Below are 14,711 nucleotides of genomic sequence, written 5' to 3'. Positions count from 1 at the left end.
GGGCGGGCTGCGGCGCAGCAGTTCGCGTCCCGTCGGCAGGAAGGCCGCCCACAGGATCAGCGCCGATGCGGCCTGTGCCAGCCGCAACGGGATGTCGATCAGCAGTTCGGCGCCGTTGACCAGCACCGAAACGGTCACCAGGGTCGCGAACCAGGCGGTGGCCCTGCCCTGCGTGGCGAGGTGTATCGCCTGTACGACCAGCGCCACGAACAGCAGCGCCGGACCGACGTCGTAGACGACCGGCTGGACGCCCGGCAGGTCGTGGATCCGGTCGCTCAGGGCCCGCATGCCGGCGCGGTTACCGGTGGAGAAGCCGACCACCAGGTCGATCAGCATCTGGACGAGCAGGCAGCCCGCGCCGACGACCCCGGCGACCAGCGCGCCCGCGGCCAGGACCCGCCCGCCGGGCGAGGTGTCCCTGGCGCGTCGGTGCAGTTCGACGCAGACGATCCCGTACATGACGCTGTTGAGCGCCCACGCGATGTGGGCCAGGGTCCAGCCGGGTTCCCGGCCCCCGGTACCGCCCAGGCGCATCAAGGCCCAGCCGGCCAGGACCAGCAGAGGCGCGGTGACGAAGGACAGCCCGGCGATTCGTTTCCCGTTCATGGCCGCCGACCCTAATCTTGCAGAATTTTTTCTGCAAGTCTTTCTCTGCATGAAACTTTCTGCATAGCTTCCTCGGTACGGCTAAGCTGGTCACATGTCGACGGAACCGGTCATGCACACCCCGGCGGCGATGAAGGCGCTCGCCAGCCCGCTGCGGCGGGAGATCCTCCGCCACCTGGCCCGACACGGCCCGGCCACCTCCACCACGCTGGCCCAGGCCATGGGCCAGAACACCGGGACCACGAGCTACCACCTGCGCATGCTGTCCGACACCGGTTTCGTGACCGAGCTGCGCGACCGCGCCAAGGGGCGGGAACGCTGGTGGGACGTCGTCCAGGCCGACCGGCGGATGCCCGACCGCGACGAACTGACCACCGCCGAGCAGGACCTCGCCGAGCGGCTGGGCGACTCCAAGCTCGCCGAGGACCTGCGGCTGCTGTCGGCCTTCGCCCACAACCGGGACGAGGACGGCGACTGGCAGCAGGGCTCCCGCGCCAGCACCTTCATGACCAAGGAACGGCTCAAGGAGTTCCACGAGGAGTACCTCAAACTGGTGCACCGCTTCGGCACCGACCGCGACAGCGCACCCCCGGACGCCCGGATGGTCCTGCTGCGCTGGATCGGCTTCCCCGACTCCCGCGACCCCTGATTCCTCTCCCCTTCGGGGAACTCCGCTCCGACCTGCGAGAAGTATTCGCCATGCGAACCGGTCCCGTTGCGGGTCCGCTCGGCCGGACCTGCAGCGTCGAGCATCTCCTCCGAACCGGTGCAAGCCGGCTGACACTGATCGAAGACGACCGGCTCGAATGACCGGATCCTGGCTCTTCAGCGCCGTCACGCTTCGCAGGCGGGACGAGCCGATTTCGCCAGAAGGCGTGGGAGCCGGGCCGACGCACCGGCTCCGGCGGAGCCGCCGCACGGTCGCCTCGCTGACCTGATGACCGAGCCGGATCGGTTCATCGTTCACCCGGCGCTATCTGCAGGCCGGGTTCTCCCGCGCCGCCAGTTCCGGGGTCTCCTTGCTTGTTCTCCAGCGGCCGGGCCGGTTCGGGGCCATCAGAGTGCCCGGCGTGACCGGCCGGTGAGCCCGCGGCCCGGGTGGCAGGAGCCCCCGCATCGCCCCAAACCGCTTCGGCCGGGCAACCTGCCGCCGCAACACTGCCATCCCATGCCGGAGCACCATGATCCCGGCATCCTCGGAAGCCTCACCTCGGCCCAGCAGCACCAGCCGGCCGACGCCTCAGCTCCCCTGCATCGGGTCGATCTGCGGTGCAAGCCCCGTGGGCGACGGCAACCGACCAGGTTTCACTTCCGGCCCAGGCGCGTCCGCCGGACCAGGTCGGTGGCGGCGTCCGGCCACTGCGGGTGGTCGAAGGCGAAGCCCGCGTCGAGCAGGCGGCCGGGGACGACACGGCGGCTCTTCAGCAGCAGCTCGGTGTCCGAACGCAGCGCGAACGCCCCGAGCTCGGCCATCCACCTCGTCGCGGGCAGCCCCACGGGAACACCCCAGGCGGCCCGGAGCGCGCGCATGAACGTGCGCTGCGGGACGGGATCGGGAGCGGCGAGATTCACCGGTCCGCTGAGGTCGTCTCGGCCGATCAGGAACTCCACGGCACGCACAAGATCGCTCTCGTGGATCCAGGACACGTACTGGGCGCCGCCGCCGACCGGGCCGCCGAGGCCGAGTCGTGTCAGGCGCAGCAGGACGTCGAAGACGCCGCCGCGATCGGGGCTCATCACCATCGCGGTCCGCAGGGCGACCTTGCGCGTGTCCGGGGTGTCCGCCTGATCCTGCGCCCGCTCCCACGCCTTGGCGATCTCGACGCTGTAGCGCCAATAGCCCGGCACGCCGGGTTCGGCGCCGCCGAGCACGCCCGTCGCCTCGTCGTTGGGGGCGTCGAAACGGTGGGCGTAGATCGTGGCGGTGCTCATCTGCAGCCAGACCCGGGGCGGCCGCGCGGCGGCCGCGATCGCCTGCCCGACCGCGCGGGTCGAGCGCACCCGCGAATCCATCATGGCCCGCAGGTTGTCACGCGTGTAGCGGCAGTTGACGCTGCGCCCGGCCAGGTTGATGACGACGTCGCTGCCGTCGAGCTCCTTCGTCCACGCGGCCGGCGACGCGCCGTCCCAGCCGACCTCGCGATCGCGGGCCGGCCGCCTGGTCAGGACGACGACGTCGTGGCCTGCCGCGGTCAGCGCGCGGTTGAGGATCGCGCCTACCTGCCCGGTTCCCCCGGGTATCACGATCTTCATGCGGCTTCTCCCCCAGGTGTCCGCGGCCAGCCTAACCCGCGGTGCTGAACGCGTTCAGGAGCGGGTCACTCGATGACATTCGTGGTGGACGTTGATGGCGCCGTCCCGTGGTTCGGTGACTTGTCCACGACGTTGGGCGGGTTGTTGTTGCCGTCGACCTCACGATGGCCGGCGGCGCCGGCGGTGCCGTCAAGACGACCGTTGCGGCGTGCCCTGAGCGTGCGCTCTTGAAATCCTCCTTCCTGGAAGGCGATTCGGCGAACTTGCTCATCGGGTGCGAGAAGACCCGAAGATCCGCCATACGGCGAGTCCTGACGGCCCCGTCTCAGTGGAGCTGGATTCCGATCAGGCAGGTGTCGTCGTCGGTGTCGGAGTTGCTGTGGGTGAGGAGATGGTCCAGCCGGTGCTCCAGGGTGTCCGTGCGGTGCCTGGCCGTCTGCAGCAGCTGCTCCTGCGACTGCTGCAACTGCCGGTCCCGGCGCTCGATCAGGCCGTCGGTGTACATCAGGAGCACGTCGCCCGGCTCCAGCTGCACCTGGTCCTCCTCGTAGTCGATGCCGGACACCGCGCCGAGGAGTACGCCGCCGATCATCTCGAGTTCCGTCGCGTCGTCCCGTCTGAGCAGGATGGGAGGCAGGTGACCGGCCCTGGCCCAGCGCAGTACGTGGGTCTGCGGGTCGTACAGGCCGCAGATCGCGGTGGCGGTCACGTTGTCGGTCAGGTGGTGGGCGACCATGTTGAGCCAGGTCAGCAGCTGTCCGGGGCCTGCCCCGGTGGCGGCGAGCCCGCGTAGCGCGTTGCGCAGGACCACCATGCCGGTGGCCGCCTCGATCCCGTGCCCGGCCACGTCGCCCACCGACAGCAGGACCTGCTTGGACGGCAGCACGACCGCGTCGTACCAGTCGCCGCCCACCAGGTGCTCCTTCTCCGCGGGCCGGTAGCGGACGGCGATGTTCAGGTCGAACGCCTCCATCGGCCCGCGGCTCGACGGCATGATGGCCCGCTGGAGCTGCAGCGCCAGGCGGTTGCGCGCGGCGGCCTGCTGCTCGGTGTGGGCGAGCTGGTCGCGAGTGGCGGCGAGTGCGACCTCCGTCCAGTGTTGTGAGGAGATGTCCTGGTAAGCCCCTCGGACGGCGAGCAGCCGCCCGTCCGGGGCGAGCACGGGTTCGGCGACCACCCTGATGTGCCTGGCGATGCCGTCGGGACGCTGCAGCCGGAACGCCGCCGCGTCCGGCCGGCGGTGGTGCAGCAGCTTGCGCAGGAATCCGGCGATGGCGTCGGCGTCGTCCGGGTGGGCGTGGTCGGCGAGGCGTTCCAGCGGGATCGGCGGCTGGTGCGGCTCCATGCCGTAGAGCGCGTAGAGCTGGCTGTTCCAGGTGATGTCCCCGGTGAGCGCGTTCTCCTCGAAGCCGCCGATGCGGCCGAGCCGCTGGGCGTGCTGGAGCAGGCTGGCCAGCCGGGTGGTCTCGTCCTGCAGCCGCCAGATGAGCAGGACCTCCTCGCCGTGCCTGGTGATGCTGACGCTGGCCACGCTGTCCAGCGGGACCTGGTCGACCAGCGCCGTCAGCGTCATCCGCTCGGCCGTGAACGGCTCGCCGGTCGCGTGCACGTGCTCGATCTTGGCGAACAGGTGCTCGTCCTCGGCCACCAGCGGGTACGCCTCCAGCAGCAACAGCCCGTCGACCGCGCTGCCGGGCCGGCCGGCCGGGTCGACGAAGTGTTTGTTGAGGTGCCGGATCCGGAAGTCGGTGAGCCGGCCTTCCGCGTCCAGGTGCGGGTGCAGCACCATCGCGGCGTCGAGCAGCGAGTCGGCCAGGTCCGTCAGCTCCGGGGTCATCGGCCGGTCGCCCGGCGGCAGGTCGAGGGTGTGCGCGCACAGCTCGGCCAGGGCCTCGAACTGCTTGGCGACCTGCGGCGACTGCGGTTCGAGCGGGCCGGTCCAGCTGATCTCCAGCACGCCGAGTATCCGGCCGCCGGTGCCGGCCGGGATCGTGACGCGGCCGCCGTCCGGGGTCGTCTGCATGCCGATCGAGGGCAGCCCGACCTCGGACAGCGCCCGCACCCGGACGGCTCGCCGCTCGACCAGTGCCCGGCGGGCCGGTGTCTCGACCCCCGGGGGCACATAACGCCACCGGTCGGCCTCCGACCGGCTGTGTCCGGCGTACCCGGCCAGAGTGAGCGACGCGTCGGGGCCGGCCGCCCACACGGCCACGGCGGTGGCGCCCAGCGGCGCGAGCGCGTGCTCCAGCAGCGACTCGGCGACCGCCTGGCTGTCCCCGGCCCGGAGCAGCCCGTTCTCGGCGGTACGCAGCCGGACCGCGAGCCCGGCGGCACCCGGCCGCGCGCCCACGCGACCATCGCCCGTGACCTCCGCACCCGGCCACGCGCCCACGGAACCCTCGCCCGCGGCCTCCGCACCCGGCCGCGAGCCCGTGGAACCCCCGCCCGTGGAACCCTCGCCCGTGGCGTCCGCATCCGGGTGCGGGCGCCATGGGCTGTGGCGGGTGGCGTCCAGGAACTCGCGGGCCGCCTCGCTGATCCGGTCGCGGGCGGCCTGGTTGATGATGTCGGCGGCCAGCTCCAGCTCGGTCACCCCCGCCTGCTCGGCGAGGGTGGCCAGCTGCTGCGCGGCGGTGGTGAGCCCGCACTGCAGCCGCTCGATCAGGATGCCCTTGGCCACCTCGATCAGCGCGCGCCCCTCGGCGGCGCGCTGGGCGCGCTGCACCTCCTCCCGCAGTCGTTCGACGGTGGCCGCCAACCGCCCCACATTGGTCACGGCCCCGCCGTTCGCACCGCCGTCCACGAACTCGCCGTCCGCGGGGACGGTCGGCTGATGGGCGCTCTGCACTCTGTCACTCCTTGCCGGTGAACATACGACCTCGGACGGACCGGGCTCAGGCCTTGAGCCAGTGCCTGATCCGCTCGATGAGATGGTCGGAGTCGACGGGCTTGGTCACGTAGTCGCTGGCCCCGGTCGCGATGCTCTTCTCCAGGTCGCCGGGCATCGCCTTGGCAGTCACCGCGATGATCGGCAGGTCGGCGTACTCCGGCATGGCCCGGATCGCCGCCGTGGCCGCGTAGCCGTCCATCTCCGGCATCATCACGTCCATCAGGACGAGATCCGTGCCCGGGTGGGCGGTCAGCGTGTCGATGCCCTCGCGGCCGTTCTCGGCGTGCAGCACGTTGACGCCGTGCATCTCCAGCATGCTGGTGAGCGCGAACAGGTTGCGCGTGTCGTCGTCGACCACCAGCACGGTGCGGCCGGCCAGCGCGCCGTCGCCCCTGAACCCGGCCGGGGACTCCACCGGCGTGGGCCTGATCAGCGGCAGCACCTCGCCCGGGTGGTCGGCGGTCAGGTGCAGGGCGATCCGCTCGCGCAGCTCGTCCAGGCTGGACAGGGCTTCGATGCGGCGGCCGGGCGGACGGGCGCCCAGGCGCGTCTCCTGCTGCGGGTCGGTCCGCCAGTTGCTGTAGGCCAGGACGGGGACCACGGCCAGCGCCGGGTCGCCGTCCATGGCGTCCAGCAGCTGGTAGGCCGCGTGGTCGGGCAGGTCGAGGTCGAGCACGATGCAGTGGCACGCCTGGGTGGCCAGCGTGGCGGCCGCCTCCTGCGCCCCGACCGCGGTGACGAGCTCGATCGCCTCACCCCTGCCTCCCGACAGCTCGATGGCCTCGCCCCTGCCTCCCGACAGCTCCGTCACGATGCTCTCGGCCACCAGCGACAGCAGCCCGCCGGCCCGCTGCTCGATCACCATCAGCCTGCGGTGCCGCACCGGCGAGTGCGCCGGCGCGGCGGACGCCCGGGCCGCCGGGGCCGCGAGCTCGCGCCGACCGCCGATGTCCCCGGTGTCCCCGGTGTCCCCGGTGTCCCCGATGTCCCCGGTGACGGCGGGCTCGGCGGCGCTCCCGTGGTGCTCCTCGAAGTCGGGCCGGGCGATCGGCAGGTACAGGGTGAAGACGCTGCCCTGGCCAGGAGTGCTCTGCGCGGTGATCGCGCCGCCCAGCAGGTAGGCGATCTCCCGGCTGATCGACAGGCCCAGCCCGGTGCCGCCGTACTTGCGGCTGGTGGTGCCGTCGGCCTGCTGGAACGCCTCGAAGATCACCTCGAGCTGCTGCTCGTCGATGCCGATGCCGGTGTCGCTGACCCGCAGCGCGACCGCCGCGCCGTGGGCCCGTACGGTGGCCGGCGGCTCGGCCGGCGCAGCCGGCTCGATGCGCAGCTCCACGCCGCCGGCCTCGGTGAACTTGACCGCGTTGGACAGCAGGTTGCCCAGCACCTGGCGCAGCCGCGAGCCGTCGGTCAGCAGCTCGGTCGGCAGCCCCGGCGTGGTGATGACGCGGAAGTCGAGCCCCTTCTGCCCGGTCATCGGACGGAAGGTGGCCTCGACGTAGTCGAGCAGCTGCCGCACCGGGACGCGTTCGGGGTTGACGTCCATCTTGCCCGCCTCGACCTTCGACAGGTCGAGGATGTCGTTGATGAGCTGCAGCAGGTCGGAGCCGGCCGAGTGGATGATCCCGGCGTACTCCACCTGCTTGGGCGTGAGGTTGCGGGTGTGGTTCTGGGCCAGCAGCTGGGCCAGGATGAGCAGCGAGTTGAGCGGGGTGCGCAGCTCGTGGCTCATGTTGGCCAGGAACTCGCTCTTGTACTTGGAGGCCAGCGAGAGCTGGTGCGCGCGTTCCTCCAGCTCCTGCCTGGCCCGCTCGATCTCCAGGTTCTTGGTCTCGATGTCCTGGTTCTGGCTGGCCAGCAGGCTCGCCTTCTCCTCCAGCTCGGCGTTGGAGCGCCGCAGCTCCTCCTGCTGCTCCTGCAGTTCCTCCGAGCGGGCCCGCAGCTCGGCGGCCAGCCGCTGCGACTCCGCCAGCAGCTCGTCGGTGCGGGCGTTGGCCACGATGGTGTTGAGGTTGACGCCGATGGTCTCGATGAGCTGGTCGAGCAGCACCCGGTGGACCTGCGTGAACGGGGTGACGGAGGCCAGCTCGATCACGCCGAGCACCTGCTCCTCGAAGACGATGGGCAGCACCACCAGGGCGGCCGGCGTGGCCCGGCCGAGCCCGGAGGAGATGGTGACGTAGCCGGGTGGCAGGTCGGTCAGCGCGATGGTCTTGCGCACGCTCGCCGCCTGGCCGACCAGCGCCTGGCCCATCCGGAAGCGGGTGGGCCGGTCGGGGTCGGCCGGGTAGCCGTAGGCGCTGATGAGCCGCAGCTCGTTCTCCTCGGCCAGGAAGAAGGCGCCGTACTGGGCCTCGACCAGCGGGGCCAGCTCGTTCATCACCAGCCCGGCCACCTGGGTCAGGTCGCGGTGGCCCTGCATGAGCCGCGAGACGCGGGCCAGGTTGGACTTCAGCCAATCTTGTTCCTGGTTGGCCGGGGTGGTCTCGCGCAGCGACTCCACCATCGAGTTGATGTTGTCCTTCAGGTCGGCCAGCTCGCCCTCGGCGTCCACGGTGATGGAGCGGGTCAGGTCGCCCGTGGTCACCGCGCTGGTCACCGCGGCGATCGCGCGCACCTGCCTGGTCAGGTTCCCGGCCAGCTCGTTGACGTTCTCCGTCAGCCGCTTCCAGGTGCCCGACACGCCCTCGACCTCGGCCTGGCCGCCCAGCCTGCCCTCGCTGCCCACCTCGCGCGCCACCCGGGTGACCTCGGCGGCGAAGGAGGAGAGCTGGTCGACCATCGTGTTGATCGTGGTCTTCAGTTCCAGGATCTCGCCCCGGGCGGCCACGTCGATCTTGCGGGTCAGGTCGCCCCTGGCCACCGCGGTGGTGACCTGGGCGATGCTGCGTACCTGGCTGGTCAGGTTGTCGGCCATGGAGTTGACGTTGTCGGTGAGGTCCTTCCAGGTGCCCGCGACGTTCGGCACCCGGGCCTGGCCGCCGAGCCGGCCCTCGGTGCCGACCTCGCGGGAGACCCGGGTGACCTCGTCGGCGAAGGACGAGAGCTGGTCGACCATCGTGTTGACGGTGTTCTTCAGCTCCAGGATCTCGCCGCGCGCGTCCACGCCGATCTTCTGCGACAGATCGCCCTTGGCCACCGCGGTGGTGACCTGGGCGATGCTGCGCACCTGGCCGGTCAGGTTGCCCGCCATGGCGTTGACGGACTCGGTCAGGTCCTTCCAGGTGCCGGAGACCCCGGGCACGTCGGCCTGGCCGCCGAGCCGTCCTTCGGTGCCCACCTCGCGCGACACCCGGGTCACTTCCGAGGTGAACAGCGACAGCTGGTCCACCATGCCGTTGAACACGACGGCGATCTCGCCGAGCACGCCGTCGGCGTCGTCGGGCAGCCTGATGCCGAAGTCACCGTCGCGCACCGCGGTCAGTCCGACGAGCAGTTGCCGCAGCTCGGGCTCACCGACTTCGGTCCCGGGGTGAGAGGTGAGACGGGATCCGCCGGTTGTCGTGTCACTCATTGACCACTCTCATTGTCCTGTCTCATCGACCAACGTCCTGACAGCCGGCTTGCCACCGACCGCGACCAGACAAATAAGAACATCGTCCACAAACTACGCGCGGGACGAGGTTACTCGATCTTCGAACTTCGTCCGCCCTCTGCTGTCAAGAGGGGTCAGTCCAGGAGGGCCCGGCGCAGTTTCGTCAGGACCGCGCGCAGGATGCGGGAGACGTGCATCTGCGAGATGCCGAACTCGGCGGCGATCTCCGACTGCGTCATGTTGCCGTAGAAGCGCATCAGCAGGATGCGCCGCTCGCGCTCGGGCAGCGCGTCGACGAGCGGCTTGATCGCGTGCCGGCCGAGCATGGCGTCCAGCGAGTCGTCCTGCGCGGGCAGGAGGTCGCCCAGGTTCGCCGCGTCCTCCTCGCCGGACACCGGCGCGTCGAGCGAGAGCGCGTTGTAGGCGGTGGCGGCGTCGAGGGTGAGGAGCACGTCCTCCTCGGAGATGCCCATCTTGGCGGCCAGCTGCGCGACGGTCGGCGAGTGTCCGAGCTCCTGAGTGAGCTCGGCGGTGACCTTGTTGAGCTCCAGCCGGCGTTCCTGGTGCACGCGGGGCACGCGGATGGCCCAGGTGCGGTCGCGGAAGTGCCGCTTGACCTCGCCGGTCATGGTGATCATCGCGTAGCCGCGGAACTCGTGGCCCAGGTCGGGGTCGAAGCCGTTGACGGCCTTCATCAGGCCGACGTACGCGGCCTGGCGCAGGTCCTCCATCGGCTCGCCGCGGTAGCGGTAGCGGCGGGTGACCTCGGTCACCAGGTCGCGGTACAGGTCGACGACCCGCTCACGGATGCCGGCCGCGCGGGATCGCGAGCATTCCGGCCTGTTCATCTCGGCCAGGAGCTGTTCGGCGGTCATCTCTTCGAGTGCTCTGTCCAGGACGGGCATCTGATGCTCCATGCATAAGGGTGCACAGGCGGCCTCGTCCGGGAAAAGCCCATGCAGAGGCACGCCTGATGGCGATGGGATCGAAGCCTCTGCTTGACTTCCGGATCACTAAAGATCCCCCATTTCCGGCGTGCGTATGAGCATTCCAGGTAACAAAACGATCACGACTGGGCGCGCACGTGCTCTCCTCCGGAGGCGCTCAGAGATCCAGGACGCGCTGGAACCAGGACAGCCTGGCGGCCAGCGCGGCACGCGAGACCCGGGCGTCGGACGTGCCGGGGAAGCCGTGGTAGCCGCCGGCCCACACGTGCAGTTCCGCCTGCCCGCCGGTCTCCCAGACGCGGCGGGCGAACTCGGCCGCCTCGTCGCGGAAGACCTCGGCCGCGCCCACCTCGATGTACATGGGCGGCAGTCCGGACAGGTCCGCCGCCCGCGCGGGCACCTCGTGCGGCAGCACGTCAGCGGTGCCCCGGCGGGCGCCGAGTATCGCGTTCCACGCGGTGTCGTTGTTGTTGCGGTCCCAGGCGCCGATGCCGTCGTACTGGCGGCTGGAGACGCTGGTGTTCCGGTCGTCGATCATGGGGGCGCCCAGGTAGAGCCCGGCCGCCACCGGGCCCTGGCGGTCGCGTGCCATGATGCCCACCGCCGCGGTCAGCCCGCCGCCCGCGCTGAACCCGGACACCACCAGCCGCCGCGGGTCGAAGCCCAGCTCTTCGGCGTGCTCGGCCGTCCAGACGTACCCCGCGTAGCAGTCCTCGGCCGCCGCGGGCGCGGGGTGCTCGGGGGCCAGGCGGTACTCCACGCTCACGCCCACCGTGCCGTGCTCGACGGCCGACTGGATCAGCCCCTCGATGCCGAAGAAGCGCGTGCCGACCACCATGCCGCCGCCGTGGATCTCGTAGATGCCCGCCGCGCCCGGCCGCGGCCCGCCCTTGGGGCGCACGACCGTGACGGTCACGTCGGGTGCGCCCGCCGGTCCTGGGACGTCCACGTCCCACCACTCGACCGGCCGGTCACCGGCGATCTCCGCCATCGGCGGGACGAGCGCCGCGAAGATCTCCCGGTTGCGCTGGATGGTGTCCGCGCGCAGCGGCACCACCTCCACGGCCGCGAGGAACGCCGCCAGGCCCTCCTCGAGTTCGGGGTCGTAAGGAACGGGGACGTACGTCATCATGCGCTCCCTGCTCGGGGCCGGCGGCTTAATATCTACACACGTAGACACTAGTACGCGCCGTCTTGATCGCATAGCCCCCCGCAGCCCGCGCGAAAGGTGTGATCGGCTCTGGCCGACCACCGTGTGGCTGAAGTAGCGTCCGGATCGTGAGCCTCTTCGAGTGGGCGGACGGGCTGTATCAGGAGACCGTCCCGCTGATCGGCGCCGGACGCTACGAGGAGGCGATCGAGCCCTGTCGGCGTGCCGTCGACGCTCATCGCCTGCTGGACGCGGAGAATCCAGGAGAGTACCTGCTCGACCTGGCGATCGTGCTGAACAACCTGTCGCTGGTCCTGATCAAGACCGGGAGACCCGGCGAGGCGATCGAGCTGCTGCGCGAGGAACTCGCCGTACGCAGGCGGCTCGGGGCGTCGCAGGACGACGAGGTGGCCAGGGTGCTGAGCGTCCTGGGCCCGATGCTCGCCACCGGCGGCGATCTGGAAGAAGGGGTGCGGGCCGTCGAGGAGGCGGTGGCGGTCAGGCGCCGGTTGCTGCGCGACGATCCCGCGGCGGCGGGAGGACTCGCGGCCTCGCTGACGGACCTCGCCAGGGTGCTGGCCCTGCGGGGGCTGCAGGAGGAGGCCCACGCGTCGGTGGCCGAAGGATTACATCTCTTACGCACGTCGACGTCCGCCGACTACAGGGACGAGCGGCTGGCGACGGCCCTGCTCCTGTCCGGAACGCTGCTGGCGCGCTTGGACCGGCTCACAGAGGCGCTGCCGCAACTCTACGAAGCCAGCGAGTTGTTCGGCGGGATGGTCGAGACTGCTCCGCAGGAGGCCGCGATGTGCTTCCACAACTTCGCGCTGGCGGCGATCAGGCTCAATCGGCCCGAACTGGCGCCTCCCGCTCTCATCGGGGCGCTGCTGGTGTACGGGAACTACGGTCCCGCCGACGAGGCCCAGTCCTGCGCCGACGACCTGAAGCAGCTCTACCTGATGGTTCCCCGCGCGGTGACGGACGCCTGGAAGGAGGCCACCGGTGAGCGCAAGGTCCCTGCCTGGGTGAGCGGCGGACGATTCCGCTGGCGTCGGGGCTGACCTGGGATTACGCGCCTGCTGACCGGCCACGTACGGCGTATTGGCGATTCGGACGACGTCTGTCACGATCGAATCGCCGGCCACATGACGGTTCCGTCGGCGGGATGGTCAGGACGGCGGTAGCCGGGCTGCTGCGCGTCTCGCGCGGCACGGCGCACCACGCTCGACGAGACGTGGTTCACCCGGGTCAAGGGCGTCGCGCCGGGGAACCACCCCCTGGAGCAGCTGATCACCTCGTACGCAGAAACCTGGCGCGGCGGGTTCGAGCTTCACGGTCTCGGCTGGGAATGGGAACTGCGCAGGCACACGGAGACGGTGCGACGATCGCTCAGCCGTCGTGGAATGCTGCCCGCAGGCTGGATGCCGGCAGCACGGCGGGCGTCCCTCTTCCTCCTCTGGGGGCGCTGCGTTGGCCAGGTGGGGAACGGACGCCGAAGAGCTGGAGGCGTACGCGCTGTACGAAGGGGGCGCCCTGGCCTGGGCTCAGGAGGAGCTGCTGATGCGCCCGCCCCCACCCCCGTCGCCATCGCCGTCGGCCCGCCCGCGCGCCTCAAGCACCGATGACGATGACGACGGCGGGACCGGCGGGTGCGGCGGATGCGGATGCGGCGACGGGGAATGACCGCCGCCCGGCTCGGCGGTCCCGTCCGGGAAAACGCCAGGTCGCGTGGGGCGGCACGACACTCGTCGTTCCCGGGCGAGCTTCTGTCCGCTTTCTGCCGTTGACTGCCCGATCCCGACGTCCTACCGTCAGGGCAACTTACAGGAAAGTTTCCTATAAATTTGGGAGACGTCACGTGAAGAAGGTCCTGCTCGCTCTCACCCTCTTACTCGGCATGACGGTGGTGTCAGCCCCGGCCGAGGCCCACCACCCCGACTTCAAGAGAGTCGCCTACTTCGTCCAGTGGGGCGTCTACGGCCGCAACTACCACGTCAAGGACATGGTGGCCAGCGGGGCGGCCCGCAAGCTCACGCACATCAACTACGCCTTCGGGTTCGTGAACCAGCAGGCTCAGTGCTACTCCTCCGACCCCTGGGCCGACTGGCAGCGGCCCGTGCCCGCCGAGCAGAGCATCGACGGCGTCGCGGACGCGCCGGGCCAGGCACTCAACGGCAACCTCAACCAGCTCAAGAAGCTCAAGGCCAAGTACCCCCACCTCAAGATCCTGATCTCGCTGGGCGGCTGGACCGGCTCCGCGCACTTCTCCGACGCCGTCCTCACCCCCGAGTCGCGCAGCAAGCTCGCCAAGTCCTGCATCGACCTGTGGCTGCGCGGCAACCTGCCCGACCTGCCCGAGGGCACGGGCGCCGGCATCTTCGACGGCATCGACCTCGACTGGGAGTGGCCCGGTTACCCCGGTGCTCCAGGTAACGTCGTCCGCCCCGAGGACAAGCAGAACTTCACCGCCTTCGTCGCCGAGCTCAGGTCACAGCTGAACGACTACCGGCGCTCCGCCCTGATCACGGCGTTCCTGCCCGCCGCCACTCGCGTCATCGACGCCGGCCTCGAGGTGCGGAAGGTCTTCCGCTACCTGGACTACGCCACCATCCAGGGCTACGACCTGCACGGCCCCTGGGACAAGATCACCGGCCACCACTCCAACCTCTTCAACGACCGCCGCGACCCCAACGACATCCGCGAAAGCCTCGACCAGACCATCACCTACTACCGCGAGCGCGGCGCACCCGCGTACAAGCTCGTCCCCGGTGTCCCCGCGTACGGCAAGGGCTGGACCGGAGTCCCCGCCGGACCCGCGGGGGACGGCGTGTACCAGTCCGCGAGCGGCGCGGCGCCCGGCAAGTGGGAGGCGGGGTCCGAGGACTACAAGGACATCCTCGCCAAGCCCGGCAAGCGCTACCGCGACGTCAGGACCGGCGCCGTGTGGCTGTACGACGGCAACGAGTTCTGGACGTATGACGACCCGGCGGTGATGCTGCAGAAGGCCGCCTACATCCGGCACAAGCGGCTGGGCGGCTACATGATGTGGTCCATCGACGGCGACGACGCCAGGGCCTCACTCACCTCCGCCCTGTACCGCGTTCTGCGCTAGGGAGCCGGTCACCGACTCCGCTCGCGTTCGTGATGCCCCTCCCCGACCGCGCCCTTCGGCCGAGGTCGGGGAGGGGATCCATGATTCATGCGTCCTAGGAGCTGTTCGAGGTTCGGATCTTGATGAGGGCCGATGACGGGCTGGCCATCGCTGGTAGAACTCGGATGTGGCGCGCTTCGATGTGACCGATGCCGAGTGGGCGTTGATCGAGCCGCATC

The 14,711-nt window shown here is 70.4% G+C and carries 9 protein-coding genes; 3 read left to right on the top strand and 6 right to left on the bottom strand.

Annotated elements, in window-relative coordinates; all coding sequences use genetic code 11:
- On the bottom strand, positions 1 to 606 hold a 606-nt coding region (locus tag HII36_RS47140), incomplete at its 3' end, for a hypothetical protein (RefSeq protein ID WP_173529900.1).
- A gap of 94 nt (positions 607 to 700) precedes the next feature.
- Between HII36_RS47140 and HII36_RS47135 the strand changes: the two genes are divergently transcribed.
- Entirely contained in the window at positions 701 to 1,255 is a 555-nt protein-coding gene (locus HII36_RS47135; protein ID WP_217370838.1) for an ArsR/SmtB family transcription factor, read from the top strand.
- Between the two features lie 656 nt (positions 1,256 to 1,911).
- Here the strand turns inward: HII36_RS47135 and HII36_RS47130 are convergent.
- The 5 genes from HII36_RS47130 to HII36_RS47110 all read right to left on the bottom strand — a co-directional run bounded on the left by HII36_RS47130 (position 1,912) and on the right by HII36_RS47110 (position 11,363).
- Complete coding sequence (locus HII36_RS47130) at positions 1,912 to 2,859, bottom strand: TIGR01777 family oxidoreductase (protein ID WP_173529899.1); 948 nt, start codon at positions 2,857 to 2,859, stop codon at positions 1,912 to 1,914.
- 325 nt (positions 2,860 to 3,184) lie between these two features.
- Positions 3,185 to 5,707, bottom strand: a complete 2,523-nt coding sequence (locus tag HII36_RS47125; protein ID WP_173529898.1) for a SpoIIE family protein phosphatase — start codon at positions 5,705 to 5,707, stop codon at positions 3,185 to 3,187.
- A 46-nt stretch (positions 5,708 to 5,753) separates the two neighbouring features.
- On the bottom strand, positions 5,754 to 9,263 hold the full coding sequence (locus tag HII36_RS47120; protein WP_173529897.1) for a HAMP domain-containing protein: 3,510 nt from the start codon (positions 9,261 to 9,263) through the stop codon (positions 5,754 to 5,756).
- Positions 9,264 to 9,418: 155 nt separating this feature from the next.
- A complete protein-coding gene (locus tag HII36_RS47115) occupies positions 9,419 to 10,189 on the bottom strand; it encodes a SigB/SigF/SigG family RNA polymerase sigma factor (RefSeq protein ID WP_173529896.1) in 771 nt (256 codons plus the stop codon).
- 199 nt (positions 10,190 to 10,388) lie between these two features.
- A complete protein-coding gene (locus HII36_RS47110; protein ID WP_217370837.1) occupies positions 10,389 to 11,363 on the bottom strand; it encodes an alpha/beta hydrolase in 975 nt (324 codons plus the stop codon).
- A gap of 146 nt (positions 11,364 to 11,509) precedes the next feature.
- Here HII36_RS47110 and HII36_RS47105 point away from each other — a divergent pair, with 146 nt between their 5' ends.
- Positions 11,510 to 12,442 (top strand): tetratricopeptide repeat protein, encoded by a 933-nt coding sequence (locus HII36_RS47105; protein ID WP_173529895.1) that lies wholly within the window; start codon positions 11,510 to 11,512, stop codon positions 12,440 to 12,442.
- A 797-nt stretch (positions 12,443 to 13,239) separates the two neighbouring features.
- Entirely contained in the window at positions 13,240 to 14,493 is a 1,254-nt protein-coding gene (locus HII36_RS47100) for a glycoside hydrolase family 18 protein (RefSeq protein WP_328808213.1), read from the top strand.
- Positions 14,494 to 14,711: the final 218 nt, after the last annotated feature.

It is taken from the genome of Nonomuraea antri, from assembly GCF_013283785.1.
Taxonomy (GTDB): domain Bacteria; phylum Actinomycetota; class Actinomycetes; order Streptosporangiales; family Streptosporangiaceae; genus Nonomuraea; species Nonomuraea antri.
The sequence above is the reverse complement of the archived record's forward strand: the minus strand, read 5'-3'. Positions and strand labels throughout refer to the sequence as shown.